A 26,008-nucleotide genomic window follows, 5' to 3' on the forward strand; every position below is an offset into this window, starting at 1 on the left:
TTTACAATCGCCTGTGCCGGGTGCGTATCCGGATCAATCGAATCGTTGAGGACACACATGGACGTTACAGACGTACTGGTACTCCAGGCCAGCTACAGCAACCCGGTACACGCCGAGGCGATCGCCCTGGTGCTGGACCACTACGCCCGGGATCCGATGGGCGGCGGCGAGCCGCTGGACCCGGATATGTTGCAGCAGTTGCCCGGGGAGCTGGCCAAGCGCCCGCATGCCTTCAGCGTGCTGGCCTTTGTCGGCGGCGAACCGGCGGGGCTGGTGAATTGCTTCGAGGGCTTTTCCACCTTTGCCGGACGGCCGCTGGTGAACGTGCACGACGTCGCGGTGATCGACCGCTTCCGTGGCCTGGGCCTGAGCCGCAAGATGCTGCACAAGGTCGAGGAGATCGCCCGCCAGCGCGGCTGCTGCAAGATCACCCTGGAGGTGCTGGAGGGCAACGCGGTGGCGCAGGCTGCGTACCGCAAGTTCGGTTTCGACGACGCCAGGCTCGACGCGAGCCACGGCCGGATGCTGTTCTGGAATAAATTCCTGTAAGCCACCGGCGTGGCGTTCATCGATCGATGAGCGCACGCCGCCGGTGCTCCTGGGGCAGGGGCGCCGCCCGGCTCATTGCGCCCGTGGTGGGTGGTTGAGCCGGGCGAATACCAGGCGGAACAGGGTAAAGCTGCCCGGTACGCTGCTGACCTCGGTACGGCCCTGGTGCAGGTTCATGATCGAACGCACGATCGCCAGCCCCAATCCGGTGCCGCCTTCGGCGCGCGAGCGGCTGCTGTCGACCCGGTAGAAGCGCTCGAACAGATGCTCCAGATGCTGCTCGGGAATGCCGGCCCCCGGGTTGCCCACCGCCAGCGACACGCTCGAATCGTGTTCTTCCACCAGGATCGAAATGCTCGATGCCCGCGGGCTGTGGCGGATCGCGTTGGACAGCAGGTTGGAGATCGCCCGCTGGATCATCAGGCGGTCGCCATACACCTGGGCGTCGCCGGACAGGCTGATGCCCAGGTGCTTTTCCTCGGCGCTCAGGGCGAACAGCTCCATGACCCGCCGCGCTTCCTCGCCCAGCGAAACCTTCTCGAACGCCACCTGGGACGCCGGGTGGCTGACCTGGGCGAGAAACAGCATGTCGCTGACGATCCGCGCCAGGCGCTCCAGCTCCTCGGTGCTCGACTCCAGCACCGCCTTGTACTCCTCGGGCGGGCGCTCCCGGGACAGGGTGACCTGGGCCTTGCCCATCAGGTTGGTGATGGGCGAGCGCAGTTCGTGCGCCAGGTCGTCGGAGAACTGCGAGAGCTGCTGCACGCCGCCGTCGAGCCGGTGCAGCATGAAATTGATGCTGTGGGCCAGTTCCGCCAGCTCGCGCGGCAGGTTGTCCGGCGTCAGGCGGTGGGTCAGGTCCTGGGTCGTGACCTTGGCCGCCACCCGGCTGAACTGCTGCAGCGGCGCCAGGCCGCGTTGCACCACCCACCAGGCGCCGATGCCGATCAGCATCAGCAGCAGGGGCAGGGCGATCACGGTGGAGCGCAGGTAGGCGCTGAGCAGCGCCTGGTCGTTGGCCCGGTCCAGGGACAGCACCACCCGTACCTGATCGCCGTTGCGCAGGCTGATCAGGTTGGTCGCGCTGAGCAGGCGGTTGCCGGCGGGGTCGAGCCAGTCGAGGAAGGCCGGGCTTTCTGGGCGGGTCAGGGGCTCGGGCAGCGGCTCGAGGCTGCGGTTGCCGATGTTCAACAGCGGTTCGGCAGCGGAATCGGGGCCGTAGATGCTCAGGTGCAGGTTGTCATGGCCCATCACCAGGTCCAGCAGCGAATGCGGCCGGGCGGCGATGTCGCCGGTCTTGAGGTCGGTGGTCAGGGTGTGGCGGATCTGTTCGAGCTTGCTGTCCAGGCTCTTCCTGGCCAGGCTGTCCAGCTCATGGCTCAGTGCCAGGTACGCCAGGGTCGCCAGCAGCAGCACCAGACCGGCGCCCATCAGGCTGACGGTCAGGCCCAGGCGCATCGACAGGCTGCTGGCAGCGCGACTCGCGGCTTTCATTGGCGCACTTCCAGGACATACCCGACGCCGCGGATGGTGTGGATCAGCTTGATGTCGCTGGCATCGTCGATCTTGGCCCGCAAGCGGCTGATGGAGACTTCCACCACGTTGGTGTCGCAGTCGAAGTTCATGTCCCAGACCAGGGAGATGATCTGGGTGCGGGTCAGCACCTCGCCCGACTGGCGCATCAGCACCTGGAGCAGAGTGAACTCCTTGGTGGTCAGGTCGATGCGCCGCGAGCCGCGGTAGGCCCGGTGCCGGCGCGGATCGAGCTCCAGGTCGGCGACACGCAGGGTATCGGTGGCCGGCAGGTGCTCGCTGCGGCGCAGCAGGCTGCGGACCCGCGCCAGCAGTTCGGGAAACTCGAACGGCTTGACCAGATAGTCGTCGGCCCCCAGGTCCAGCCCCTTGACCCGGTCGGCCAGGCGGCCGCGCGCCGAAAGCATCATCACCCGGGTGCTGCTGTCCTTGCGCATGTCTTCCAGGACTTGCCAGCCGTCCTTTTCCGGCAGGTTCACGTCCAGGATCACCAGTTCGTAGTTCTGTTGTTCGATCAGGTAAAGACCGTCGACGCCGGTGGCGGCGCGGTCGACCACATAACCGCTTTCGGTCAGGCCCTGATGCAGATAATCGGCAGTTTTACGCTCGTCTTCGACAACCAGAATGCGCATATGGAAGTGACCTCTTGATCATTAAAAGGAGTTCAAGGGCGCTGGATATGAAGTTGTTGTTGGACCAGCTGTAAAAGCCCGCGAAGTTGTCCCGGACTTGGAGCCCGGACTTCTCGGCGAGAGCAATGCTCAAGCCTGAAGTGGCTTTAGGGTCAAGATTTAAATGGATTCATATCAATGGCTTGTGAGGTTTTTCGACGGCCGGCAATCCAGGGTTCGCCGGTTGACAGGGCGCCATCGCTCGCGGCGGGGACAATAGACTCTTTCATCGCTTATTACTGTTTCTGTATGTTTCAAAGTTGCGGTGAGCTTCATGTTAATACAGGCGAAAACGCGAAATCGTTATATGGCGTAATTGTCATTTTGACGTCAGAAAGTTGATAGCCGGTTGTTAGGTAATCGATATCGAAGGCAAAAAAAGGCGCCCTGAAAAGGGCGCCTCAAGGATCCTCTCTACCAAAGGAGCGTTATTGACAGAGAGGAGCAGAGCTCCGGGCATATCAGGCATCCGGTTGCGCAGTGGCGCGAACCTGGTCCTCGGAAGGCTGGGCGGGTTTCCCGGTCTCGGAGGAGGCCTGTTGGGTATCGGTGCGTGATGCCTGCTGGCTGATGGGGAAGTTGTCCCAGTAGTGCTTCATGCGTTCAGCGCCGCCTTCGGCGAACGCTGCACCCGAGCTGGCGAGCATCAGGCCGGCGAGCAGGAGGGTGGAGGTTTTCATTGGCAGTGTCCCCTTAACGATGATCGGTTCTGGTTGCGTCCCTGTAACCCAGTGGTGAGCGAAGACTGCCGTCATCTTATTAACTGCGGGTTAACAGGACCCTGATGCGGGGATGACAATCCTGTCATCCCCAGGGAAAGCATGCTGTAGGCCTATGTGCAGGCCCTGTGCGGGGACGGTTGCAGCGCAGTAAACGCGCCGGATGATGGTTTTTGCGCGGCAAAAAAAATGCCCCGTGAAGGGGCATCGGAGGCGATGGGCGTGGGGCTGGGGCGGCCCACGCGGGATCTATCCTATTTTTGCACCACGGAGGCCGGGGCGGGGGCGGGCGGGGCCTTGGGCTTCATCAGGCTGAAGTCGATCAGGGCCTTTTCCTGGCGCTCGTAAGGGTTGCCGATCAGCAGCGGACGGGGCTTGAAGCTGTCGCTGACCAGGCTCTTGCTGCGATCCAACTCGTCGAAGCTCAGGCCGGCCATGTCGGCCCAGGTATGGATCAGGTGCGAGCTGCTGTACGGACGGCCCAGGTCGCCGGCGAAGTTCCAGTCATGGTTCTGTTTCCACTTCGGCGAAGCCCAGGCCATGAACGGGATGGTGTACATCGGCGCGGTCGGCTTGCCCTCGTTGCGGCCCAGGGTGTTGTGGCCGGCGGAGTCGAACACGTCTTCACCGTGGTCCGACAGGTACAGCAGGAAGCCGTTCGGGTCGGTCTTGGCGTAGTCCTTGATCAGGCTGGAGACCACGAAGTCGTTGTACAGCACGGCATTGTCGTAGCTGTTGTAGGTCGGCACCTGGTCGTCGCGCACGCCGGCCGGCACGCCGGTGCGGTCGGTGAACTTGTCGAAGGTCGGCGGGTAGCGGTACTGGTAGCTCATGTGGGTGCCCAGCAGGTGGACCACGATGAACTTGCGCGGCGCGCTGTCGGCCAGGGCCTTGGAGAACGGCTCCAGCACGTCGCCGTCGTATTGGCGGGCGTTCTGGTTGCGGTTGTTGTTCAGGTAGACCTGCTCGTCCGCCTGCTCGGAGAAGGTGGTGAGCATGGTGTTGCGCTTGGTCATGGTCTGCTGGTTGGTGATCCAGTAGGTCTTGTAGCCGGCCTGCTTCATCACGCTGACCAGGGACGGGGTCTTGAGGTACAGGTCCGGGTTTTCTTCGTCGGCGAAGGTCAGCACCTGCTGCAGGGCTTCGATGGTGTAGGGGCGCGGGGTGATGACGTTGTCGAAGATCGCCAGCTGGTCCTTGAGCTTGTCCAGCTCCGGCGTGGTCTGGCGCGGGTAGCCGTACAGGCTCATGCGCTGGCGGTTGGTGGACTCGCCGATCACCAGCACCAGGGTCGACGGCTGGTTGGCCATGCTGTCCTTGAGGTTGTGCAGCGGCGGGATCTTGCTCACGTCGTCGAGCATGCCTTGCATGTTGTCCAGCTGCTCGCGGTAGCGCCGATAGGCCACCACCATCTGCCATGGCACCGCGGGTTCGATGCGCGTTTCGAATTTTTCCAGGCCGCCGGCGAAGCTGCCGGTACGCGCGGTCTGCTTGACCAGCGGGTAACCGATGACGGCGACCAGGATGGCCGTGGCCGCGACCAGGGCCTGGCCGCGCGGCAGGTAGACCGGGCGCAGGCGGCTCCAGAGGAAGATCGCGAACGCGGTATGGGCGAGGAACGCCAGCACCATCCACCAGGCGAAGTACTGGGTCAGGTACTCACCGGCTTCGGAAGGGTTCGACTCGAACATGATGAAGATGACGCTCTGGGAGAACTCCTGCTGATAAATGAAGAAGTAACCCAGGCTGGCCATGGAGCAGGCCCAGAGCACGACGCCGATCACCGCCGCCATCAGCCGCGTGCGGGCCGGGAACAGCAGCATCGGCGCCAGCCAGATCGCGCTCATGATGAAGGCCTGGCGGAAACCCGCGAAGCCGGAGGTATCGGTCAGCTGGATCAGCAGCTGGGTGATGCCGGAGAAATACCAGAAGAACAGGAACAGCCAGCCCAGGCCGGCCCAGTCAAATCGTTTCGCGGACGTCTTGTCGCGTTTAAACACTGCCATCGAGCGCTCCAGCCACATTGAACATCACGTTCGCCGCAGAGCTTCGACGACCCCACGGAACGCGTGCCGCACCCGCGGGGGCGGCAATATTGCGCCGGAGTATCCAGAAAAGGGTGTGAAAACTTTGTGAGTTGGTACCTGCGTGTCAGATAATGCCGCCGCCACGAGGTGGGGAAGGGCAGAAAGCGACGGGCAAAAAGAAGCCGGCGATCCGCGAAGGGTTCAGCCGGCTTCAATCGATGACCTGTTGCAGGGACCGGCCACGCCGGGCGGGTTCCGCGTTGCGTCAGGCCTGTAGCTGGGTGACGGCGGCCACCTGACCCTGGTTCTGCAATGCCAGGCGCAGCTGCGCCAGCTCTTGCTTCAACTGGTCGCGCTCGTTCTTGAGATTGCGCAACTCGTCACGACGGATAGTGACGTAGAGGGTTTGTGCAGGTCGTGCCGGTAGTACTGTGCCCATTGCTCACCTCGCAAATGGCGTGCATCAACTGTGATCCGGCCGCCTGAAAATGCCGGCCTGAATCACTATCGGCGGCAATTTTGATTTCTTTTGCCGGCAAAGGGAACTTTTTTATTTTTAACGATCGTTGTGCCTTCGAGGCGATTCGCGTCGTTATCCACTCACTGCGAGGGAAACTTAGTCCGCACGCTCTGGACTAACCCTCACTGGCTCCATTGGGCTAACCTTTTGACACAAATTTTTCGTAGTAAGGAGCATCAGCACATGCAACTGGGGATTATCGGACTGGGCCGCATGGGCGGGAACATCGCACGGCGCCTGATGCTCAATGGGCATGAAACCGTGGTCTATGACCGCAACAGCGCATTCGTCGACACCCTGAGCGGCGAGGGCGCCAAGGGCGTCGCCGACCTGCCGGCGCTGGTCGCCGGCCTGGAAAAGCCTCGCGCGGTGTGGGTGATGCTGCCGGCCGGCGCGCCGACCGAAGACACCATCGAGACCCTGAGCCAGTTGCTCGAGCCGGGCGACGTGATCATCGACGGCGGCAACACCTACTACAAGGACGACATCCGTCGCGCCCAGGCGCTGTCGGAAAAGGGCCTGAACTACATCGACGTCGGCACCTCCGGCGGTGTCTGGGGCCTGGAACGCGGCTACTGCATGATGATTGGCGGCGACGCCGAAGTCGTCCGCCGCCTGGACCCGCTGTTCGACGCGCTGGCCCCGGGCATGGGCGACATCCCGCGCACCAAGGACCGCGTGGCTGAAGACGATCGCGCCGAGCGCGGCTACATCCACGCCGGCCCCGCCGGTGCCGGGCACTTCGTGAAGATGATTCACAACGGCATCGAGTACGGCATGATGCAGGCCTTCGCCGAAGGTTTCGACATCCTCAAGACCAAGGCCTCGCCAAGCCTGCCGGAAGACCAGCGCTTCGATCTCAACGTCGCCGATATCGCCGAAGTCTGGCGCCGCGGCAGCGTGGTGTCGTCCTGGCTGCTGGACCTGACCGCCGACGCCCTGGCCAGCGATCCGCAACTGGACGGCTTCTCCGGCGAAGTGGCCGACAGTGGCGAAGGCCGCTGGACCATCGAGGCCGCCATCGAGCAGGCCGTGCCGGTCCCGGTATTGTCCAGCTCGCTGTTCGCCCGCTTCCGTTCCCGCCAGCAGAGCACCTATGGCGACAAGATGCTGTCGGCCATGCGCTTCGGCTTCGGCGGCCACGTGGAGGCGCCGAAAAAATGACCGCCTCGCGAAAGAAGTCCAAGGCTCAACCGGCTCCACCGACCACACTGTTTCTGTTCGGCGCCCATGGCGACCTGGTCAAGCGCCTGCTGATGCCGGCGCTGTACAACCTCAACCGTGACGGCTTGCTGGATGAAGGGCTGAAGATCGTCGGCGTCGACCACAACGCGGTCAGCGACGGGGATTTCGCCAAGAAGCTCGAGGACTTCATTCGCACCGAGGCCGCCGCCAAGGTCGGCAATGGCGCGCAAGCGCTGGACCCGGCGTTGTGGGCCAAGCTGGCCAGCGGCATCAGTTACGTCCAGGGCGACTTCCTGGACGACAGCACCTACGACGCGCTGGCGGCCAAGATCGCCGCCAGCGGCACCGGCAACGCGGTGTTCTACCTGGCCACCGCGCCGCGCTTCTTCAGTGAAGTGGTGCAGCGCCTGGGCGCGTCGGGGCTGCTGGTCGAGGATGAAAACGCCTTCCGCCGGGTGGTGGTCGAAAAGCCGTTCGGCTCCGACCTGCACACGGCGCAAGCGCTCAACGAATGCCTGCTCAAGGTGATGAGCGAGAAACAGATCTATCGGATCGACCATTACCTGGGCAAGGAAACGGTGCAGAACATTCTGGTCAGCCGTTTCTCCAACAGCCTGTTCGAGGCTTTCTGGAACAACCATTACATCGACCACGTGCAGATCACCGCGGCGGAAACCGTCGGGGTGGAAACCCGTGGCAGCTTTTATGAAAACACCGGCGCCTTGCGCGACATGGTGCCCAACCACCTGTTCCAGCTGCTGGCGATGGTCGCCATGGAACCGCCGGCGGCCTTCGGCGCCGATGCGGTGCGCGGGGAAAAGGCCAAGGTGGTGGGGGCGATCCGCCCCTGGAGCACCGAGGAAGCCCTGGCCAACTCGGTGCGCGGCCAGTACGTGGCGGGCAAGGTGGGCGACAAGCCGGTGGCCGGCTACCGGGAAGAGGCCAACGTGGCCGCGGACAGCAACACCGAGACCTACGTCGCCCTCAAGGTGATGATCGACAACTGGCGCTGGGTCGGCGTGCCGTTCTACCTGCGCACCGGCAAGCGCATGAGCGTGCGCGACACCGAGATCGCCATCTGCTTCAAGCCCGCGCCCTACGCGCAGTTCCGTGATACCGAGGTCGACCGCCTGCAGCCGACCTACCTGCGCATCCAGATCCAGCCCAACGAGGGCATGTGGTTCGACCTGCTGGCGAAAAAGCCCGGGCCGACCCTGGACATGGCCAATATCGAACTGGGGTTCGCCTACAAGGACTTCTTCGAAATGCAGCCTTCCACCGGCTACGAGACGCTGATCTACGATTGCCTGACCGGCGACCAGACCCTGTTCCAGCGTGCCGACAACATCGAGAACGGCTGGCGCGCGGTGCAGCCTTTCCTCGATGCCTGGAAGGAAAAGGCCAAGGTCCATATCTATCGCGCCGGCGAGGACGGACCGGCGGCCGGCGACGAGCTGCTGACCCGCGACGGCCGCGAATGGCACAGCCTCGGATGAGCGGCGAAGGGCGGCCGCCCATCCAGTTCCTGCTCAGCGACATGGACGGCACCTTGCTGCTGCCCGACCACAGCCTGAGCCAGCGCACCGTTGCCGCGGTGCGCGCGCTGCGCGAGGCCGGGGTGTGGTTCAGCCTCGCCACCGGACGGCCGCCGCGCGCCATGTTGCAGCAGATCGAAGCCCTGGGCGTCGATCTGCCGACCGCGGCGTTCAACGGCGGGACCATCGTCAACCCCGACGGCAGTTTCCTGGTGCGCCATCATCTGCCGGTCGAGGTCGCGATCACGGCCCTGGCGTTGTTGTCGCCGCAGCCGCAGGTCGAGGTCTGGGTGTTCGCCGACGGTGAATGGCTGCTGCGCGATCCCCACGGGCCGCTGGTGCCGATGGAGCAGCATGCCCTGGGCTATGCGCCGGTGGTGGTGGAACGTTTCGACGAATATCTGCCGCGCATCGACAAGATTGTCGCCGCCAGCGCCAACACCGAGCTGTTGATGGAACTGGAAGCGCGCTTGCTGACGCAGGTCGAAGGGCGGGCGCAAGCCTCCCGTTCGCAGCCGCGCTACCTGGATGTGACGGCGCTGCAAGCCAACAAGGGGCAGGCGCTGATCACCCTGGCAGCGTTTCTCGGGGTGCCGCTGGCGCGCACCGCGGCGCTGGGGGATGGTGGCAATGACCCGGCGATGTTCCGCCAGGCCGGGCTGTCGATCGCCATGGGCCAGGCGGAAGCGGCGGTGAAACGCCAGGCCGACCTGGTGACGGGGAGCAATGTCGTCGATGGCGCGGCCGAGGCCATCGAGCGTTTTATCCTTCCACGCTAAAAAACTCGTGTAACCGCCGCCTGCGGCAGCGGTTACAGAGGCTTGCCTTACAGCCAGTAACTCACTGCGTACCAGCCCAGTACCCCCATCACCAGGGTGTAGGGCAGCGCCATCCACACCATGCGTCCGTACGACAGGCGCACCAGCGGCGCGATTGCCGACGTCAGCAGGAACAGGAACGCCGCCTGGCCGTTGGGCGTGGCCACGCTGGGCAGGTTGGTGCCGGTGTTGATGGCCACCGCCAGGGTTTCGAAGTGTTCGCGGCTCATCTGGCCGGAAACGAAGGCTTGTTTCACTTCGGTGATGTAGATGGTGGCGACGAACACGTTATCGCTGATCGCCGACAGCAGCCCGTTGGCGATGAACAGCATGCCCGGCTGCTGGCCCGCTGGCAGCGCCAGCACCCACTGGATCAGCGGGGTGAACAACTGCTGGTCGTGAATCACTGCCACGACCGCGAAAAACACCACCAGCAGCGCGGTGAACGGCATGGCGTCCTTGAAGGCGTTGCCCAGGCGATGCTCGTCGGTGATGCCAGTGAAGGCGGTAATCAGCACGATGACCATCAGGCCGATCAGCCCGACCTCGGCGATATGCAAGGCCAGCCCGACAATCAGCAGCAGCGCGGCCAGCCCCTGGACCAGCAGCGCCGCACGTTGCCGGTCGGTACGCTCGGCGTTGTCTTCGGCGGCATAGTTGGCCAGCACCGCACGCACGTTGTCCGGCAGCAGGGTGCCGTAGCCGAACCAGCGCAGCTTCTCCAGCAGCACGCAGGTCGCCAGCCCGGCCACCAGCACCGGCAGCGACACCGGGGCGACCTTGAGGAAGAAGTCGGCGAAGTGCCAGCCCATTTCATGGCCGATCAGCAGGTTCTGCGGCTCGCCGACCAGGGTGCAGACGCCCCCCAGCGCGGTGCCCACCGCACCGTGCATCAGCAGGCTGCGCAGGAAGGCGCGGAACTGCTCAAGGTCCTGGTGATGCAGTTGCGGCAGGTGCCGGTCGTCGTTGTATTCGCTGTCCTGGCGCGGATCGTTGCCAGAGGCCACCCGGTGATACACCGAATAGAAGCCCACCGCGGCGCTGATGATCACCGCGGTGACCGTCAGCGCATCGAGGAACGCCGAGAGAAAGGCCGAGAGAAAGCAGAACAGCAGGCCCAGCAGCGCCTTGGAACGCACCCCGAGCAACAGCCGGGAAAACAGGAACAGCAGCAACTCCTTCATGAAATAGATGCCGGCTACCATGAACATCAGCAGCAGGATCACCGGGAAGTTGTGCACCAGTTCGTCGTACAGCGCCTGGGGCGTGGTCATGCCCAGCGCCACGGCTTCGAGCACCAGCAGGCCGCCCGGCATCAACGGATAGCATTTGAGGGCCATGGCCAGGGCGAAGATGAATTCGGCCACCAGCATCCAGCCGGCCGCCACCGGGCCGACCGTGAACAGCAGCAAGGGGTTGAGCAGCAGGAAGGCGACAATGCTGGCTTTGTACCAGCGCGGTGAATGGCCGAGAAAGTTGTGGGCGAAAGCCTGGGCCAGTGAACCGGACATTGGCTGCTCCTTGTAATGAAGAAGCGCGCAACTTGCCGCAAGCACCGGTGAAGATCAAGAAACTCTGAAATCTTTTGCCACAAATACTCCCCGACCTTTTTGTAGGAGCCAGCTTGCTGGCGATAAGGCTTCACGAGCGGAGGCCTTATCGCTGGCAAGCCAGCGCCTACAGTCAGTGGGGCTGTCAGTCCTCGCGTTTGACCACCAGGGTCAGGATGTCGTAGCTGGCCACCAGTTCGCCCAGCTGGTTGGTGACTTCGACGTCCCAGGCCACCACGCCCTGGGGAATGCCCTGCGGGCTCTGCTTGCCCTGGTCGATCTTGCGCTTGCAGGTCAGGCGCGCCTGGATGGTGTCGCCAATGCCCACCGGGTTGATGAAGCGCAGGGTGTCCAGGCCGTAATTGGCCAGTACCGGGCCCGGTGCCGGGGAGACGAACAGCCCGGCCGCCGCCGACAGCACGAAGTAGCCGTGGGCGATGCGTTTGCCGAACTGCGATTCCCTGGCCGCGATCTCGTCGAAGTGCATATAGAAGTGGTCGCCGGACAGGCAGCCGAAATTCACCAGGTCGGCCTCGGTGACCGTGCGCCTGTGGGTCAGCAGCGACTCGCCGATCTGCAGGTCCTGGAAATACCGGCGGAACGGATGCACCTCGCTCTCGATAACCCGGGCGCCGCGCACGTACTCGCCGGTCACGGCCGCCAGCATGGTGGGCGAGCCTTGCACCGCCGCCCGTTGCAGGTAGTGCTTCACCGCCCGCAGGCCGCCGAGCTCTTCGCCGCCACCGGCGCGGCCCGGGCCACCGTGCTTGAGTTGCGGCAGCGGCGAACCATGGCCGGTGGATTCGGCGGCGGATTCGCGGTCCAGTACCAGCAACCGCCCGTGCCAGGCTGCGGCCACCGGGATGACCCGGGCGGCGATGCGCGGGTCCCGGGTGACGAGGCTGGCCACCAGGCTGCCTTTGCCCCGGGCGGCCAGAACGAGGGCTTCGTCGAGGTCGTCATAGGCCATCAATGTGCTGACCGGGCCGAACGCCTCGATGTCGTGGGCGCCACCTTCGGCATGTGGATCGCGGGCCAGCAGCAGGGTCGGGGCGAAGAACGCGCCCTGGCTGGTGTTTGCCCCGCGTGGCTCGAAGCCGTCCCGCGCGCCGAATACCAGGTCGCTGCTCTGCAACAGGCTCTCCAGGCGTTCGGCCACGTCGCGCTGCTGGTCGTGGGAGGCCAGTGCGCCCATGCGCACGCCGTCCACCGACGGATCGCCGACCACCACCTTGGCCAGCCGCTCGCGCAGGCGGCTGGCCACCGCATCGATGTGCCTGGCGGGGACTATGGCGCGGCGAATGGCGGTGCATTTCTGCCCGGCCTTGACGGTCATTTCCCGGGCCACTTCCTTGACGAATAGCTCGAATTCCTCGTCGTCGGGGCTCACGTCCGGGGCCAGGATCGCGCAATTCAGCGAGTCGGCCTCGGCGTTGAACGGCACGCCGTGGCGAATCAGCTGCGGGTTGGCGCGAAGCTTGGTCGCGGTCTCGGCGGAGCCGGTGAAGGTCAGCACGTCCTGGCCTTGCAGGCGATCGAGCAGGTCGCCAGTGCTGCCGATCACCAGTTGCAGGCTGCCGGTCGGTAGCAGCCCGGACTGGTCCATCAGCCGCACCACGGCCTCGGTCAGGTAGCTGGTGGCGGTGGCCGGCTTGACGATGCACGGCATGCCGGCGAGGAAGCTCGGGGCGAATTTTTCCAGCAGGCCCCAGATCGGAAAGTTGAAGGCGTTGATATGCACCGCCAGGCCACCACGAGGCACCAGGATATGGGTGCCGGCGAAGCTGCCAAGCTTGCTCAGCTGCAGCGCGGGGCCTTCGTGGAGGATGTTGCCCGAGGGTAGTTCCCGCGAACCCAGGCTGGCGTAGGTGAACAGGGTGCTGTTACCGCCTTCGATGTCGATCCAGCTGTCGGCGCGGGTGGCGCCGCTGTGGTGGGAGATCGCGTACAGCTGCTCCTTGCGTTCGCTCAGGTACAGCGCCAGCGCCTTGAGCCGCTGGGCACGCTGCTGGAAGTCCAGGGCCATCAGCGAGGTGTTGCCCTGGCGCCGGCCATGCTCGAGGGCTTCGGCGAAATCCGGGCGCTCTTCGTGGGTGCGGGCCAGTTCGTGGCCGTCGATGGCGCTGCGCAGCACCTGGGCGCCGTGTTGGCCGATCCAGCGGCCGGCGATGAAGCTTTGCAGGGTAGGGGCGTGAGTCATCACGGTTCCTCCGGGGGGTGAATGAGGCCGGCGCGGCCCGCGACCGCGCCGGCGGGGTTTACCAAAGGGCCAGGGTGTAGCCGAGGATCAGGCGGTTCTCGTCGAGATCGGTGGTCAGGCCGTTGCCCGAGCGAAAGCTCAGGTTGCGCCAGCGGATGCTCAAGTCCCTGAGCGGTCCGCTCTGGATCACGTAGGTGATGTCGGTGTCGCGCTCAGTCTCGCGGCCGTTGTCGACCGCGCCTGCCTTGACGTGGCGACCGTCGGTGTAGCGGGTCATGAAGGTCAGGCCGGGCAGGCCCAGCGCCGCGAAGTCATAGTCGTAGCGCAGTTGCCAGGAGTCTTCCTCGGCACGGGTGTAGGTGTTGTAGGTCACCAGGTTGACCACGTAGGGATCGCTACCGTTGAGGAACGGGAAGGCGCTGTCGCCGGACAGTTGCTGCCAGGTGGCGCTGATTTTGTGCGCGCCCTTGATCAGGCTGAACAGGCTGTTGAAGTTTCGGTTGTCGATCCGTCCGGCGCGTTCGGCGCCGTCGCCGCGGCTGTCGAAGTAGCGCAGGTCGCTGCGCAGGGTGAAACCGCCGCCCAGGGGCTGGGTATGCAGCAGGCCGAGGTAGTGCTGGCGATAGATCTGTTCGAGCTTGCCGTAGTAGTAGCTCAGGCTCAGTTGCGGGCTGAAGGCGTAGCTGCCGCCGGCGAAGTCGAAGTGATCGCTGCGAGCGGCACCGTAGCCGATGTCGTCGTTGCTCGAGGAGTCCCGCAGATTGGCTGCGGTCAGGCGCCCGGCATTCACCGACAGGCCGCTGATTTCCTGGCTGGTCAGCAGGCCGCCCTTGAACGTCGAGCCGAGCAGGCGGGTGTCGTTGTAGGTGGCGATGGGTAGCAGCGGTTGCAGGGTGCCGATCTTCAAGATGCTTTTCGACAGGCGCAGCTTGCCGGTCAGGCCCAGCTCGCTGAACTCGTCCGCCGGCTCATGGCTGTCGGGGCCGAACGGCAGCAGGCCGGTGCCGCGGCGGTCGGGGCTGGAGTCGAGTTTCAAGCCCAGCTCGCCAAGGGCGTCCAGGCCGAAACCCAGGGTGCCCTCGGTGTAGCCCGACTCGATCCGCGCGGTGAAGCCCTGGGCCCATTCCTCGGCCTTGGACTGCGCGGCATTGGCCTGGCGAAAGTCACGGTTGAGGTAGTGGTTGCGCATCTCGATCCGCGCCTTGCTGTCGCCGGCGAAGTCGGCCAGCGCCAAGGGGCTGAACAGACCCAGCGCGGCCATGGCCGGCAGCAGGTATTGGGGTGAAACGATGGAAGCGGGGTTCATTGTTGTTATTCCCTGTCATCGATCGGAACGGGTTCAGTGTTTGCTGGCGCCGGACGCACCGATGCCGGTCATCGAGCGGATGAATTGCGCGAGGTAGCGACCCCGTTCCAGCTCGGCCCGTGCCGAGGTGTCGGTCACCGAGAACAGCCAGGCACTGCAGAACGCCAGGCTCATGGAGAACAGCGCCGGGTTGGAGTAAGGGAACAGCGCCCGCTCGTGATGCAGGACGTTGACCCACACCGCCGGGCTCAGCACCAGCAGCACGATCGCCGAGACCAGCCCGGCCAGGCTGCCGCCCACCGCGCCGCGGGTGGTCAGGCCTTTCCAGAACATGGAAAGAAACAGCACCGGGAAATTCACCGAGGCGGCGATGGCCAGCACCAGTCCGGACAGGAAGGCGATGTTCTGCGACTCGAACAGCAGGCCGAGGACAATCGCCAGCACGCCGATGCACAGGGTGGCGATGCGCGACACACGCATCTCCTGCTGCTCGCTGGCCTGGCCCTTGCGCAGCACGCAGGCATACAGGTCGTGGGACACCGCCGAGGCACCGGACAGCGCCAGGCCGGCGACCACCGCGAGGATGGTGGCGAAGGCCACCGCCGAGATGAAGCCGAGGAACAGGTTGCCGCCCACCGCCTGGGCCAGGTGCACGGCGATCATGTTGCCGCCGCCGATGATCGCGCCGCTGCCATCGCGGAACGCCGGATCGGTGCCGACCATGACGATCGCGCCGAAGCCGACCACGATCAGCAGCAGATAGAAGTAGCCGATGAAACCGGTGGCGTAGAACACGCTCTTGCGCGCTTCCTTGGCGTCGTTGACGGTAAAGAAGCGCATCAGGATGTGCGGCAGGCCGGCGGTGCCGAACATCATGCCCAGGCCCAGGGAAATGGCGTCGACGGGGTTCGACAGTAGGCCACCGGGGGCCATGATCGCACTGCCCTTGGCATGCACGGCGCTGGCCCCGGCGAACATCGCCTCGGTGCTGAAGCCGAAATGCCTGAGCACCATGAAGGCCATGAAGCTGGTGCCGAACAGCAGCATCACCGCCTTGATGATCTGCACCCAGGTGGTGGCGAGCATGCCGCCAAAGGTCACGTAGAACACCATCAGCACGCCGACCAGCATCACCGCGTAGAGGTAGCTGATACCGAACAGCAGCTCGATCAGCTTGCCGGCGCCGACCATCTGCGCCACCAGGTACATCAGGGCCACGGTCAGGGTGCCGAAGGCTGAGGTCAGGCGCACCGGGGTCTGTTCCAGGCGATAGGAGACCACGTCGGCGAAGGTGTACTTGCCCAGGTTGCGCAGGCGCTCGGCGATCAGGAACAGGATGATCGGCCAGCCCGCGAGTACCCCCAGGGCATACAGCAGGCCGTCGTAGCCGTTGAGGAACATCATCGCCGAGATCCCCAGGAAGGAGGCCGCGGAGATCATGTCGCCAGCGATTGCCAGGCCATTCTGCAAACCGCTCATGCCGCCGCCGGCGGTATAGAAGTCGCTGGCCGAGCGGGTGCGCAGGGCGGCCCACCGGGTGACGCCGAGGGTGAACAGGACAAACACCAGGAACATGCCGATGGCATTCCAGTTCAAGGGCCGCGTGCTGTCTTCGGCGGCCAGCGCCAGGTCGGTGGCGAACACACAGGGCAGGGCGAACAACGCGAGCAAGCGCTTCATTGGGCGCACTCCTGCTTGAGCTTTTCGTTCAGCGGGTCGATCACGTGGTTGGCGCGATAGACGTAGAAGCCGGTGAGGGCGAAGGCCAGCAGCACGATTGCCACGCCGACCAGCATGCCGACCGTGGTGACTCCGCCGGCCAGCGAGCGGCCCAGGGTGCTGGGGGAGAACGCCACCAGCAGCACGAAGCCGTAATAGATCACCAGCATGGCCAGGGTCAGGGACCAGTAGAGGTTCTGTTTGCGGCGCACCAGCTGGATGAAGTCGGGGTGCCGGCGGATCTGTTCGATGTCTTGCGGGGTCATGGGAGCGCTCTCTCGATGTTGTTTTTGTTGTGGGTGAAACGCGGTGTGGGTTTTGCGCCGGGCCAGTCGAGGCCTGGCAGCGGCCATGGGGGGATCAGAGCTGGTCGAAGTCCAGCACCACCTTGTCGCTGATCGGGAATGACTGGCACGACAGCACGTAGCCGGCGGCCACTTCGTAATCCTCGAGGGCGTGGTTGCTGTCCATCTCCACTTCGCCTTCGATCACCTTGCATTTGCAGGTGGAGCACACCCCGGCGCGGCACGAATAGGGCAGTTCGGCGCCCTGGGCGTTGCCGGCGTCGAGGATGCTCTGGCTGTTGCGCGGCAGGTCGAAGGCCAGGGCGCGACCGTCGCTGATCACGGTGACCTGGCTGACCGCCGCGTCATGCTGGCGTGCCGCTTCGCGCGCCTCGCGCCGCTGTTGGTTGCCAGCGGCGGCGAATAGCTCGAAATGAATACGCTCGGCGGCCATGCCGTGGGCCTTGAGGCTGTCGCGCACGGTTTCGGTCATCTCCTGCGGGCCGCAGATGAAGGCGGCGTCCAGCGCCTGGACGTCGAGCCAGCGAGAGAACAGCCGGGCGCATTTTTCGCTGTCGATCCGCCCGTTGTAGAGGTCGACGTCCTGCTGTTCGCGGCTGAACACGAAGATCAGGTTCAGGCGTTGCAGGTAGCGGTTTTTCAAGTCCTCCAGCTGCTCGCGAAACAGCGCGGCGGAGCTTGCGCGGTTGCCGTACAGCAGGGTGAAGCGGCTGTGGGGCTCGGTTTCCAGGGTGCTCTTGATGATCGACAGGATCGGCGTGATGCCGCTGCCGGCCGCCACCGCCAGGTACTGGCCATGGCGCGCAGGGTCGAGTTCGACATGAAAGTGCCCGGCGGGGGGCATCACGTCCAGGCAGTGGCCGGGCTCCAGGCGTTCATTGGCGAACGCGGAAAAACGCCCGCCGGCCACGCGCTTGACGGCAATGCGCAGTTCACCGTCGTTGATCCCGGTGCAGATCGAATAGGAGCGGCGAACTTCCTCGCCATCCAGCTGGGTACGCATCACCAGGTGCTGGCCCTGGGTGAAATGGAAGCTGTCTTGCAGGTGCTGCGGAATCTCGAAGGCGATGGATACCGCGTCGCGGGTTTCGCTGCGCACATCCTTGATGGTCAGGCGGTGGAATTTGCTCATGATGGTTCTCCCACGGGTACGGCGTCAGATGCACTTGAAATAGTCGAACGGTTCCAGGCAGTCCCGGCAGCGATGCAACGCCTTGCAGGCGGTCGAGCCGAATTCGCTGATCTGTTCGGTGTGGGCGCTGCCGCATTGCGGGCAGCGGATGTCGGCGCTGTCGCCCATCAGGCTGCGCTTGCCGCGACTGCCCGCGGGCGGGGCGATGCCGTAGGCCCGCAGTCGTTCGTGGCCGCCGTCGGTGATCCAGTCGGTGCTCCAGGCTGGGGTCAGCCGGCGCTGCAGCCGGGGCGCGGAAAACCCGGCGATCTCAAGGGCGGCGCGGATGTCGCCCTCGATCACTTCGGTGGCCGGGCAGCCGGAATAGGTCGGGGTGACCACCACCTGCAGGTGGCCGTCGTGCCAGCCGAGGTCACGGACGATACCCAGGTCGACCACGCTGACTACCGGCACCTCCGGGTCCATGACTGTACCCAGCACGCTCCAGGCCGCCTCCAGGTCGCCCGGCCGCAGGGCGCGGGCGCCGCGGTCGCTGGAAATCAGCTCACCAGGTCGCATCGGGGTAGGCTCGGGGCAGCGCCTGCATTTCCGCCAGCAGAATGCCCAGGTGTTCGCTGTGCAGGCCGCGACGGGCGTCCAGGTAGAAATGGCTGGGGGGCGGTGGCAGGGGCAGGGTGGCGCGGGCGAAGACCTGCGCCACCGTGGCCTGCCAGGCACTGGCGACCTGCACGGGGTCGGCGCTGATACCGGCGTAGTGCAGGTGGTTGTCGGCTTCGTCGCAGGTGCTCAGTTCGACAGTGAAGCGCCAGAGCTGGGGAATCGCCTCCAGCATGCGCTGGTGGCTGTGTTCGGTGCCGTCGCCCAGGCGTTCGACCCATTCGCCGGAGCGGCGCAGGTGATAGGTGACTTCCTTCAGCGCCTTGGCGGCGATCCCGGCGATGCGTTCGTCGCTGGATCGGACCAGGCCCTTGAGCACTTCCAGGTGCCAGGCGTCGTAGAGAAACTGCTTGAGCATGGTCACGGCGAAATCGCCGTTGGGTTGTTCCACCAGCAGCAGGTTGCGGTAGGCCCGCTCGTCGCGGCGGAAGGCCAGGTGGTCGGCGTCGCGGCCGTCTGCCAGCAGCTCGGCCGCGTAGTCCAGCCAGTTGCGCGCCTGGCCCACCAGGTCGAGGCCGACGTTCATCAGCGCCAGTTCTTCTTCCAGGACTGGCGCGCGGCCGCACCACTGGCACAGGCGCTGGCCCTGGATCAGGGCGCTGTCGCCCAGGCGCAGCAGGTACTGGATCAGTTGGTTTTGTGTGTTCATGCCCGACCTCACATATGCCCGACTTCGGCCGGTAGCTCGTAGAAGCTGGCGTGGCGATAGACCTTGTCGTCCGCCGGATCGAACAGCGGGTCCTTTTCGTCCGGGGACGAGGCGATGATCAGGGCCGAGGGCACTACCCACAGGCTCACGCCTTCGCTGCGGCGGGTGTAGAGCTCGCGGGCGTTCTCGATGGCCATGGCGCTGTCGGCGGCATGCACGCTGCCCACATGCTTGTGGTTGAGGCCGTGCTTGCTGCGCACGAAGACTTCGAAGAGGGTCCATTCAGACATAAGGGTGACTCCACATCAGGGGCACAAGCGCTGTAACCCGGGCCGCAGGCCGCGGCCTGGGTTCATGCGGCGTTTTTGTCGGTTTTCTTGCGGGCGTGGGCGACTGCGGCTTCGCGTACCCAGGCGCCGTTCTCGATGGCTTTGCGGCGGGTGGCGACGCGTTCCTGGTTGCAAGGGCCGTTGCCCTTGAGCACCTCGTAGAATTCGTCCCATTGGATCTCGCCGAAGTCGTAGTGGCCGCGTTCGGAGTTCCACGCCAGGTCCGGGTCCGGGCAGGTGCAGCCGAGCAGCTCCAGCTGCGGGATGGTCTGGTCGATGAAGCGCTGGCGCAGTTCGTCGTTGCTCTGGCGCTTGATCTTCCAGGCCATCGATTGCGCGCTGTTGGGCGAGTGTTCGTCGCTGGGGCCGAACATCATCAGGGCCGGCCACCACAGGCGGTTGATGGCGTCCTGGACCATGTCCTTCTGCGCCTGGTTACCCTCGCGCATCATGGTCAGGAGGATTTCGTAGCCCTGGCGCTGGTGGAAGCTCTCTTCCTTGCAGATGCGCACCATGGCCCGGGAGTAGGGGCCGTAGGAGGTTCGTTGCAGCACCACCTGGTTGACGATCGCCGCACCATCCACCAGCCAGCCCACCGCGCCCATGTCGGCCCAGTTCAGCGTTGGGTAGTTGAAGATGCTGGAGTACTTGGCGCGGCCGCTGTGCAGCTTGGCGATTTCCTCGTCGCGGTCGGCGCCCAGGGTCTCCATGGCGCTGTACAGGTACAGGCCGTGGCCGGCTTCGTCCTGGATCTTGGCCATCAGTTGCAGCTTGCGCTTGAGAGTCGGGGCGCGGGTTACCCAGTTACCTTCCGGCAGCATGCCGACGATTTCCGAATGGGCGTGCTGGGAGATCTGCCGGATCAGGGTTTGCCGGTAGGCATCCGGCATCCAGTTCTTGGCTTCGATCTTGATTTCCGCATCGATTTTTTCTTGGAAGGCACGTTCCTGTTCGGACATCTGCGAATAGGGCTTGATGCTTTTGACTCCGGTCTCTATCAGCTGTGCGTACATGGTGGGTCTCCTGCCGTGAAGGATTGCCTGGGCATAGGGAACTTTATATGTGATACAAAAATAAATATCAAACACAAAATAAAGTGTCATATGTTTTTTCGTATCGCTTTGCTTGCCACAGGTTTTCGCGAAGGCGAAAAAAAGCCCCGCCGAAGCGAGGCCTTGAGAGGCAGTGGGCTTAGTTTTGTCGATTGTCTACTACATGGCTGGCCTTGCCCTCGGAGCGCTTGAGAGAAAAGGCCGGACGTAAAACGATACGGGAGCTGATACCAATATAGGTTTTTATGTGCCTACTCAGTTCGCCGCAAATGGCGTTCTGCTGTTCGTCGCTCAGTTGCCGGTGTTCGTTCTTGAGTTCCACATGCACCTCGACGCTGTCGAGATTGCCGTTGCGGTGCAGGTGGATCTCATAGCACTCGCCGAGTTGCCGGACCTTGAGCACCTGTTCCTCGATCTGCGTCGGGAACACGTTGACCCCGCGGATGATCAGCATGTCGTCGCTGCGTCCGGTGATCTTGTCGATGCGCCGCATGGGGCGGGCGGTACCGGGTAAAAGGCGGGTCAGGTCGCGGGTGCGATAGCGGATCATCGGCAAGGCTTCCTTGCTCAGCGATGTGAACACCAGCTCGCCCATCTGGCCGTCCGGCAGCACCTCGCCGGTCACCGGGTCGATGATCTCCGGATAGAAATGGTCTTCCCAGAGGGTCGGCCCGTCCTTGGTCTCGGCGCACTCCATGGCCACGCCTGGCCCCATGATTTCCGAGAGCCCATAGATATCCAGCGCGGTGATACCCAGTCGTTGCTCGATGGCGCTGCGCAGTTCGGCGGTCCAGGGCTCGGCGCCGAAGATGCCCAGGCGCAGCGCGAGCGTTTGCGGGTCGATGCCCTGGCGCTCGATCTCGTCGGCGATGTTGAGCATGTAGGAGGGGGTGACCATGATGATGTCCGGCTGGAAGTCCTTGATCAGTTGCACCTGCTTTTCGGTCTGGCCGCCAGACATCGGAATCACCGTGCAGCCCAGGCGCTCGGCGCCGTAGTGCGCCCCCAGGCCACCGGTGAACAGGCCATAGCCGTAGGACACATGGACCTTGTCGCCGCGCCGGCCCCCGGCGGCGCGAATCGAGCGCGCCACCACCTTGGCCCAGGTGTCGATGTCGTTCTGGGTGTAGCCGACCACCGTCGGCTTGCCGGTGGTGCCGCTGGAGGCATGCAGGCGCACCACGTCCTGCACCGGTACGGCGAACATGCCGTAGGGGTAGTTGTCGCGCAGGTCGGACTTACTGGTGAACGGGAATCTCGCCAGGTCCTCCAGGTGGCGCACGTCGTCCGGGTGAACCCCCAGGGCGTCGAAGCGCTGGCGGTACAGCGGCACATTCCGATAGGCGTGGTTCAGGCTCCAGCGCAGGCGTTCCAGCTGGTGCTGGCGCAACTGATCGACACTGGCGGTCTCCAGCGGGTCCAGCAGGGGATCAAGCACGGCTTTGGCAATTGGCATGTTCATGGCATCACTCGAATTATTGTTGTGTTGCGACCCGCCGGCGGGCGGACCTTGAGTGCCTGCGCCAAGAATACCCGTCGGGGTTCCGGGCGCGGGTGTATCCGGTCTTAAAGTCGTTCGATGATCAGGGCGATGCCCTGGCCCACGCCGATGCACATAGTGCACAAGGCGTAGCGGCCCTGGCGCTGCTCCAGTTCGTGCAACGCGGTGGTCACCAGGCGCGCGCCGCTCATGCCCAGCGGATGGCCCAGGGCGATGGCGCCGCCGTTGGGGTTGACCCGCGCGTCGTCGTCCGCCAGGCCCAGTTCGCGCAGCACCGCCAGGCCCTGGGCGGCGAACGCCTCGTTGAGCTCGATCACGTCCATGTCCGAGAGATCCAGTCGGGCCAGTTCCAGCACCTTGCGCGTGGCCGGCACCGGGCCGATGCCCATGATCCGCGGCTCGACCCCGGCGGTGGCCATGGCCAGTACCCGGGCTCGGGCCTTGAGGCCGTAGCGTTGTGCGCTCGCGGCATCAGCCAGCAACAGGGCGCAGGCACCGTCGTTGACGCCCGAGGCATTGCCCGCGGTGACGCTGCCGCCCTGGCGGAATGGCGTGCCGAGCCTTTGCAGCTGTTCCAGGGTGGTGTCGCCCCTGGGGTGTTCGTCGTGTTCGACCAGGGTCGGCGGGCCCTTGCGCTGGGGAATGGGCACCGGGACCATTTCCCGGGCCAGGCGCCCACTGGCTTGCGCGGCGGCGGCACGCTGCTGGCTGCGCAGGGCAAAGGCGTCCTGGTCGGCGCGGGATATACCGAACTGCTCGGCGACGTTTTCCGCGGTTTCCGGCATCGAGTCGATGCCGAAACCTTGCTCCATCAGCGGATTGACGAAGCGCCAGCCAAGGGTGGTGTCGAACAGCTCGGCCTGGCGGGAGAACGCCGTCTGCGCCTTGCCCATCACCAGCGGCGCGCGGGACATCGATTCAACGCCCCCGGCCAGCACCAGCCCGGCCTCGCCACAGCGCAGGGCGCGAGCGGCGGTGCCGATGGCATCCAGGCCGGAGCCGCACAGGCGGTTGAGCGTAGTGCCGGGGACTTCCACCGGCAACCCGGCCAGCAGCGCCGACATGCGCGCCACATTGCGGTTGTCTTCGCCGGCCTGGTTGGCGCAGCCAAGGATCACCTCGTCGACGCGGTGCCAGTCGACGCCGGGGTTGCGCTGCATCAGCGCGCGCAAGGGCACCGCGCCCAGGTCGTCGGCCCGCACGCTGCTCAAGGCACCGCCGTAGCGGCCGATCGGGGTACGGACCGCATCGATGATCAGGGCATCATTCATGAGGATTCTCCGGCGCCAGCACCGGGCCGCGCACTTTGTAGGATTTGCCGTGGAACAGGGCGATCAGCACGCCTTGCTGGTTCTCGATCCGCACGTCGTAGTTGCCGGTCCGGCCGTTGCGGCTCTGCTCGACGCAGTCGGCGGTCAGGGTGTCGCCCAGACGCGCCGGCGCGATGTAGTCGATGCTGCAACCGATGGCCACCGTGGCTTCGTCGTAGGTGTTGCAGGCGAAGGCGAAAGCCGAGTCCGCGAGGGCGAACAGGAAGCCGCCGTGGCAGGTGCCGTGGCCCTGGAGCATGTCTTCGCGCACGCTCATGCCGAGGCGGGCGGCGCCCGGCGCTACCGACAACAGCCGCATGTCCAGTGCCTGGCTGGCGTTGTCGCGCTTGAACAGGCTTTGCGCGCAAGCGCTGGCAAGGCTCATGGCGGGTTGGTCAATCATGCAGCGTCCTCCCTTCGGCAAGCCGGCGACGCAGCAGTAGGGACGTTCGATAACGTTCCTCGCCATAGGCCGCCTGCAGGTTTTGCAGAACCTCGACTACCTTCGCCAGGCCCAGGCGGTCGGCCCAGGCCAGAGGGCCTTCGGGGTAATTGACCCCGGCGCGCATGGCCAGGTCGATGTCTGCCGCCGAGGCCACGCCGTGCAGCAGGGCGTCGGCGGCTTCGTTGGCGAGCATGGCCACGGTGCGCAGGACCAGCAGGCCCGGGCTGTCGCTGAGCTGGCTGACCTTGAGGCCGGCGCGCTGCAACAGCGCCACGGCCTGGTCGCGGGCCAGGGGGCTGGTGCTGGCGCAGCAACTGATGGCCAGGCGACCGGCGCTGGCATAGTCATGCGCCAGGTCCAGCAGGATCAGGTTGCTCAGGCCCTGGTCGCGGGCGCGCTGGCAGGCCAGGCGTCCATCGCTGACCGCCAGCACCGCGTCGCCAACCCGCAACAGGCCGGGGCCGTCGCGTTCGACCAGGCGCACGCCGGCTTCGCGCAACCGATGCAGCAGGCCGTGGGCGACTCCCAGGTCGCCCTCGACCACGCACTGCTCGACGCGCAGGGCGCTGTGCAGCTCGGCAGGCGCCTGGCGCTCGGCGCCTTCGGCGTAGGCATGGAAACCCTGGCCGCTCTTGCGCCCCAGATGCCCGGCATCCACCAGCTCCTGCTGGATCAGCGACGGCTGAAAGCGCCTGTCGCCGTAATAGGCGTCGAATACCGAGCGGGTCACGGCGTAGTTGACGTCATGCCCGATCAGGTCGGTCAGTTCGAAGGCGCCCATGGCAAATCCCCCGGCTTCGCGCAGCAGGGCGTCGAGGGTCGCGCAATCGCCGGCGCCTTCCTGCAGCAGGCGCAGGCTCTCGGCGTAGAACGGCCGGGCCACGCGATTGACGATAAAGCCCGGCGTGGAGCGGGTATGCACCGGTTGCTTGCCCCAGCTCAGCGCGGTGTCGTACAGGCACTGCGCCAGTTGCCGGTCGCTGGCCAGCCCCGAGACGACCTCGACCAGCGGCATGACTGCCGCCGGGTTGAAAAAGTGCAGGCCCAGCAGGCGTTCGGGGTGTTGCAGGCCGGCCGCGATGCGGGTGATGGACAACGAAGAGGTGTTGCTGGCGAGGATGCAGCGCTCGCTGCACACGCCTTCCAGCAGGCGAAACAGCTCGCGCTTGGCCTCCAGGTTCTCGGCAATGGCTTCGATGATCAGTTGGCTGTCGGCGAGTTGGGCAAGGGATTCGGCCGCCTGGAGGCGGGCCATGGTCGTTAGGTGCGCCTGGGGATCGAGCTTGCCGCTGCTCACGCGCCGGGCGAGTTGCCGGTCGATGCCGGCGATGGCTTGCGCCGCGGCCTCCGGGCGGCTGTCCAGCAGCCAGACCCGGTGGCCGGCCTGGGCGGCGACCTGGGCGATGCCGGCGCCCATCGCGCCGGCGCCGATCACCGCGATCCGGGCCTGGGGAGTCAGTGCACTCATGTTCAACGCCCCTTGAAGACCGGTGTGCGCTTGTCCATGAAGGCGCTGACGCCTTCGCGGTAATCCTCGCTGCGCCCGGCCAGGCGTTGCAGGTCTTTTTCCAGTTCCAATTGTTCGTCGAAGCTGTTGTTCAGGCTGGCGTTGAGGCTGCGCTTGATCAGCGCAAGGCCATAGGTTGGCTGGGTGGCGAGGTGGCGCGCGAGCGTGAGGGCCTCGTCGCGCAATTCGGCGTCTTCGACGCAGCGATAGATCAGCCCCCAGTGTTCGGCCTGTTCGGCCGGCAGGCGGTTGCCAAGCAGCGCCAGGGCCTTGGCCCGTGCCATGCCGACCAGGCGCGGCAACGCCCAGGTGCCGCCGGAATCGGGGATCAGGCCGATCTTGCAGAATGCCTGGATAAAACTTGCCGAGCGGGCGGCCAGCACCAGGTCGCAGGCCAGGGGAATGTTGGCGCCGGCCCCGGCGGCCACACCGTTCACCGCGCAGATCACCGGCAGTGGCAGGTCGCGCAACTGGCGGATCAGCGGGTTGTAGAAGCGTTCGATCGATTCGCCCAGGTCCGGCACCTGCGCGCCAGGGGCCACGTTGCGGTCGCTCAAGTCCTGGCCGGCGCAGAAGCCACGGCCTTCGCCGGTCAACAGCAGTACCCGGGCCCCGGGATTGGCGCGTACGTGCTTGAGGGCCTCGCGTACCTCGTCGTGCATCCGCGCATTGAAGCTGTTGAGTTGCTCGGGGCGGTTCAGGCTGAGGAGGGCGACGCCCGCCTCGACGGAAAACAGGATGTGTTCGAAGTTCATGGTCTTGGCGTTCTCTGGCGGTCGTATGGGGCGG

At 65.1% G+C, this 26,008-nt stretch carries 24 protein-coding genes; 4 read left to right on the forward strand and 20 right to left on the reverse strand.

Annotation, left to right across the window (positions count from 1 at the left end; translation table 11 throughout):
* The first annotated feature begins 57 nt into the window (after positions 1 to 57).
* Entirely contained in the window at positions 58 to 549 is a 492-nt protein-coding gene (locus TO66_RS14595) for a GNAT family N-acetyltransferase (RefSeq protein WP_044462992.1), read from the forward strand.
* Positions 550 to 621: 72 nt separating this feature from the next.
* On the opposite strand, the gene TO66_RS14600 is transcribed toward TO66_RS14595, so the two are convergent.
* The 5 genes from TO66_RS14600 to TO66_RS33665 all read right to left on the reverse strand — a co-directional run bounded on the left by TO66_RS14600 (position 622) and on the right by TO66_RS33665 (position 5,938).
* On the reverse strand, positions 622 to 2,043 hold the full coding sequence (locus TO66_RS14600; protein ID WP_044462993.1) for a heavy metal sensor histidine kinase: 1,422 nt from the start codon (positions 2,041 to 2,043) through the stop codon (positions 622 to 624).
* Positions 2,040 to 2,714: a heavy metal response regulator transcription factor gene (locus tag TO66_RS14605; protein ID WP_044462994.1), complete on the reverse strand. Its 675-nt coding sequence runs from the start codon at positions 2,712 to 2,714 to the stop codon at positions 2,040 to 2,042. The genes TO66_RS14600 and TO66_RS14605 overlap by 4 nt, the downstream gene beginning before the upstream one ends.
* A gap of 500 nt (positions 2,715 to 3,214) precedes the next feature.
* A complete protein-coding gene (locus TO66_RS14610) occupies positions 3,215 to 3,433 on the reverse strand; it encodes a hypothetical protein (RefSeq protein ID WP_044462995.1) in 219 nt (72 codons plus the stop codon).
* A gap of 293 nt (positions 3,434 to 3,726) precedes the next feature.
* Positions 3,727 to 5,478: a phosphoethanolamine transferase CptA gene (locus TO66_RS14615; RefSeq protein WP_044462996.1), complete on the reverse strand. Its 1,752-nt coding sequence runs from the start codon at positions 5,476 to 5,478 to the stop codon at positions 3,727 to 3,729.
* 286 nt (positions 5,479 to 5,764) lie between these two features.
* Positions 5,765 to 5,938, reverse strand: coding sequence for a DUF6026 family protein (locus TO66_RS33665; RefSeq protein WP_171820054.1), 174 nt, complete (start codon positions 5,936 to 5,938; stop codon positions 5,765 to 5,767).
* A gap of 237 nt (positions 5,939 to 6,175) precedes the next feature.
* Between TO66_RS33665 and gnd the strand changes: the two genes are divergently transcribed.
* From gnd to TO66_RS14630, 3 genes are read left to right on the forward strand one after another with little or no spacing between them, the layout of a single operon-like run.
* Complete coding sequence (gene gnd, locus TO66_RS14620; RefSeq protein ID WP_256243769.1) at positions 6,176 to 7,183, forward strand: phosphogluconate dehydrogenase (NAD(+)-dependent, decarboxylating); 1,008 nt, start codon at positions 6,176 to 6,178, stop codon at positions 7,181 to 7,183.
* Complete coding sequence (gene zwf / locus TO66_RS14625; protein ID WP_044462998.1) at positions 7,180 to 8,700, forward strand: glucose-6-phosphate dehydrogenase; 1,521 nt, start codon at positions 7,180 to 7,182, stop codon at positions 8,698 to 8,700. The genes gnd and zwf overlap by 4 nt, the downstream gene beginning before the upstream one ends.
* Entirely contained in the window at positions 8,697 to 9,518 is an 822-nt protein-coding gene (locus tag TO66_RS14630; protein ID WP_044462999.1) for a Cof-type HAD-IIB family hydrolase, read from the forward strand. Before zwf ends, TO66_RS14630 begins: the two co-directional genes overlap by 4 nt.
* A gap of 47 nt (positions 9,519 to 9,565) precedes the next feature.
* On the opposite strand, the gene nhaB is transcribed toward TO66_RS14630, so the two are convergent.
* From nhaB to paaG, 15 genes are all read right to left on the reverse strand, one after another.
* Positions 9,566 to 11,068: a sodium/proton antiporter NhaB gene (gene nhaB / locus TO66_RS14635; protein ID WP_044463000.1), complete on the reverse strand. Its 1,503-nt coding sequence runs from the start codon at positions 11,066 to 11,068 to the stop codon at positions 9,566 to 9,568.
* A gap of 184 nt (positions 11,069 to 11,252) precedes the next feature.
* The gene (gene paaZ / locus TO66_RS14640) at positions 11,253 to 13,307 is read right to left on the reverse strand and encodes a phenylacetic acid degradation bifunctional protein PaaZ (RefSeq protein ID WP_044463001.1); all 2,055 of its coding nucleotides are present in this window, start codon (positions 13,305 to 13,307) and stop codon (positions 11,253 to 11,255) included.
* 58 nt (positions 13,308 to 13,365) lie between these two features.
* A complete protein-coding gene (locus tag TO66_RS14645) occupies positions 13,366 to 14,613 on the reverse strand; it encodes an OprD family porin (RefSeq protein WP_044463002.1) in 1,248 nt (415 codons plus the stop codon).
* Positions 14,614 to 14,646: 33 nt separating this feature from the next.
* Positions 14,647 to 16,293 (reverse strand): cation acetate symporter, encoded by a 1,647-nt coding sequence (locus TO66_RS14650; RefSeq protein ID WP_080925965.1) that lies wholly within the window; start codon positions 16,291 to 16,293, stop codon positions 14,647 to 14,649.
* Positions 16,290 to 16,598, reverse strand: coding sequence for a DUF485 domain-containing protein (locus tag TO66_RS14655; protein WP_044463003.1), 309 nt, complete (start codon positions 16,596 to 16,598; stop codon positions 16,290 to 16,292). The genes TO66_RS14650 and TO66_RS14655 overlap by 4 nt, the downstream gene beginning before the upstream one ends.
* 94 nt (positions 16,599 to 16,692) lie before the next feature.
* Positions 16,693 to 17,769 carry a 1,2-phenylacetyl-CoA epoxidase subunit PaaE gene (paaE, locus tag TO66_RS14660; RefSeq protein WP_044463004.1) on the reverse strand — a complete coding sequence of 359 codons (1,077 nt, stop codon included), beginning with the start codon at positions 17,767 to 17,769 and terminating at the stop codon, positions 16,693 to 16,695.
* 24 nt (positions 17,770 to 17,793) lie between these two features.
* On the reverse strand, positions 17,794 to 18,327 hold the full coding sequence (paaD, locus tag TO66_RS14665) for a 1,2-phenylacetyl-CoA epoxidase subunit PaaD (RefSeq protein ID WP_044463005.1): 534 nt from the start codon (positions 18,325 to 18,327) through the stop codon (positions 17,794 to 17,796).
* Positions 18,314 to 19,075 (reverse strand): 1,2-phenylacetyl-CoA epoxidase subunit PaaC, encoded by a 762-nt coding sequence (gene paaC / locus TO66_RS14670; protein ID WP_044463006.1) that lies wholly within the window; start codon positions 19,073 to 19,075, stop codon positions 18,314 to 18,316. The genes paaD and paaC overlap by 14 nt, the downstream gene beginning before the upstream one ends.
* 8 nt (positions 19,076 to 19,083) lie before the next feature.
* Positions 19,084 to 19,365: a 1,2-phenylacetyl-CoA epoxidase subunit PaaB gene (gene paaB, locus TO66_RS14675; protein WP_044463007.1), complete on the reverse strand. Its 282-nt coding sequence runs from the start codon at positions 19,363 to 19,365 to the stop codon at positions 19,084 to 19,086.
* Between the two features lie 62 nt (positions 19,366 to 19,427).
* Positions 19,428 to 20,417, reverse strand: coding sequence for a 1,2-phenylacetyl-CoA epoxidase subunit PaaA (paaA, locus tag TO66_RS14680; protein ID WP_044463008.1), 990 nt, complete (start codon positions 20,415 to 20,417; stop codon positions 19,428 to 19,430).
* Between the two features lie 178 nt (positions 20,418 to 20,595).
* Positions 20,596 to 21,918 carry a phenylacetate--CoA ligase PaaK gene (paaK, locus tag TO66_RS14685; protein WP_044463009.1) on the reverse strand — a complete coding sequence of 441 codons (1,323 nt, stop codon included), beginning with the start codon at positions 21,916 to 21,918 and terminating at the stop codon, positions 20,596 to 20,598.
* A 104-nt stretch (positions 21,919 to 22,022) separates the two neighbouring features.
* The gene (pcaF, locus tag TO66_RS14690; RefSeq protein WP_044463010.1) at positions 22,023 to 23,228 is read right to left on the reverse strand and encodes a 3-oxoadipyl-CoA thiolase; all 1,206 of its coding nucleotides are present in this window, start codon (positions 23,226 to 23,228) and stop codon (positions 22,023 to 22,025) included.
* Entirely contained in the window at positions 23,221 to 23,670 is a 450-nt protein-coding gene (paaI, locus tag TO66_RS14695; RefSeq protein WP_044463011.1) for a hydroxyphenylacetyl-CoA thioesterase PaaI, read from the reverse strand. Before paaI ends, pcaF begins: the two co-directional genes overlap by 8 nt.
* A complete protein-coding gene (gene paaH / locus TO66_RS14700; RefSeq protein WP_044463012.1) occupies positions 23,663 to 25,180 on the reverse strand; it encodes a 3-hydroxyacyl-CoA dehydrogenase PaaH in 1,518 nt (505 codons plus the stop codon). Before paaH ends, paaI begins: the two co-directional genes overlap by 8 nt.
* Before the next feature lie 2 nt (positions 25,181 to 25,182).
* Complete coding sequence (gene paaG / locus TO66_RS14705; RefSeq protein ID WP_044463013.1) at positions 25,183 to 25,974, reverse strand: 2-(1,2-epoxy-1,2-dihydrophenyl)acetyl-CoA isomerase PaaG; 792 nt, start codon at positions 25,972 to 25,974, stop codon at positions 25,183 to 25,185.
* Positions 25,975 to 26,008 lie beyond the last annotated feature (34 nt).

It is taken from the genome of Pseudomonas sp. MRSN 12121, assembly GCF_000931465.1.
Taxonomy (GTDB): Bacteria; Pseudomonadota; Gammaproteobacteria; order Pseudomonadales; family Pseudomonadaceae; genus Aquipseudomonas.

Excerpts from the sequence above, each read along its gene's own strand:
- TO66_RS14595 (WP_044462992.1), top strand. The coding sequence starts at position 58 with ATGGACGTTACAGACGTACTGGTACTCCAGGCCAGCTACAGCAACCCG.
- TO66_RS14600 (WP_044462993.1), bottom strand. The coding sequence starts at position 2,043 with ATGAAAGCCGCGAGTCGCGCTGCCAGCAGCCTGTCGATGCGCCTGGGC.
- TO66_RS14605 (WP_044462994.1), bottom strand. The coding sequence starts at position 2,714 with ATGCGCATTCTGGTTGTCGAAGACGAGCGTAAAACTGCCGATTATCTG.
- TO66_RS14610 (WP_044462995.1), bottom strand. The coding sequence starts at position 3,433 with ATGAAAACCTCCACCCTCCTGCTCGCCGGCCTGATGCTCGCCAGCTCG.
- TO66_RS14615 (WP_044462996.1), bottom strand. The coding sequence starts at position 5,478 with ATGGCAGTGTTTAAACGCGACAAGACGTCCGCGAAACGATTTGACTGG.
- TO66_RS33665 (WP_171820054.1), bottom strand. The coding sequence starts at position 5,938 with ATGGGCACAGTACTACCGGCACGACCTGCACAAACCCTCTACGTCACT.
- zwf (WP_044462998.1), top strand. The coding sequence starts at position 7,180 with ATGACCGCCTCGCGAAAGAAGTCCAAGGCTCAACCGGCTCCACCGACC.
- TO66_RS14630 (WP_044462999.1), top strand. The coding sequence starts at position 8,697 with ATGAGCGGCGAAGGGCGGCCGCCCATCCAGTTCCTGCTCAGCGACATG.
- nhaB (WP_044463000.1), bottom strand. The coding sequence starts at position 11,068 with ATGTCCGGTTCACTGGCCCAGGCTTTCGCCCACAACTTTCTCGGCCAT.
- paaZ (WP_044463001.1), bottom strand. The coding sequence starts at position 13,307 with ATGACTCACGCCCCTACCCTGCAAAGCTTCATCGCCGGCCGCTGGATC.
- TO66_RS14645 (WP_044463002.1), bottom strand. The coding sequence starts at position 14,613 with ATGAACCCCGCTTCCATCGTTTCACCCCAATACCTGCTGCCGGCCATG.
- TO66_RS14650 (WP_080925965.1), bottom strand. The coding sequence starts at position 16,293 with ATGAAGCGCTTGCTCGCGTTGTTCGCCCTGCCCTGTGTGTTCGCCACC.
- TO66_RS14655 (WP_044463003.1), bottom strand. The coding sequence starts at position 16,598 with ATGACCCCGCAAGACATCGAACAGATCCGCCGGCACCCCGACTTCATC.
- paaE (WP_044463004.1), bottom strand. The coding sequence starts at position 17,769 with ATGAGCAAATTCCACCGCCTGACCATCAAGGATGTGCGCAGCGAAACC.
- paaD (WP_044463005.1), bottom strand. The coding sequence starts at position 18,327 with ATGCGACCTGGTGAGCTGATTTCCAGCGACCGCGGCGCCCGCGCCCTG.
- paaC (WP_044463006.1), bottom strand. The coding sequence starts at position 19,075 with ATGAACACACAAAACCAACTGATCCAGTACCTGCTGCGCCTGGGCGAC.
- paaB (WP_044463007.1), bottom strand. The coding sequence starts at position 19,365 with ATGTCTGAATGGACCCTCTTCGAAGTCTTCGTGCGCAGCAAGCACGGC.
- paaA (WP_044463008.1), bottom strand. The coding sequence starts at position 20,417 with ATGTACGCACAGCTGATAGAGACCGGAGTCAAAAGCATCAAGCCCTAT.
- paaK (WP_044463009.1), bottom strand. The coding sequence starts at position 21,918 with ATGAACATGCCAATTGCCAAAGCCGTGCTTGATCCCCTGCTGGACCCG.
- pcaF (WP_044463010.1), bottom strand. The coding sequence starts at position 23,228 with ATGAATGATGCCCTGATCATCGATGCGGTCCGTACCCCGATCGGCCGC.
- paaI (WP_044463011.1), bottom strand. The coding sequence starts at position 23,670 with ATGATTGACCAACCCGCCATGAGCCTTGCCAGCGCTTGCGCGCAAAGC.
- paaH (WP_044463012.1), bottom strand. The coding sequence starts at position 25,180 with ATGAGTGCACTGACTCCCCAGGCCCGGATCGCGGTGATCGGCGCCGGC.
- paaG (WP_044463013.1), bottom strand. The coding sequence starts at position 25,974 with ATGAACTTCGAACACATCCTGTTTTCCGTCGAGGCGGGCGTCGCCCTC.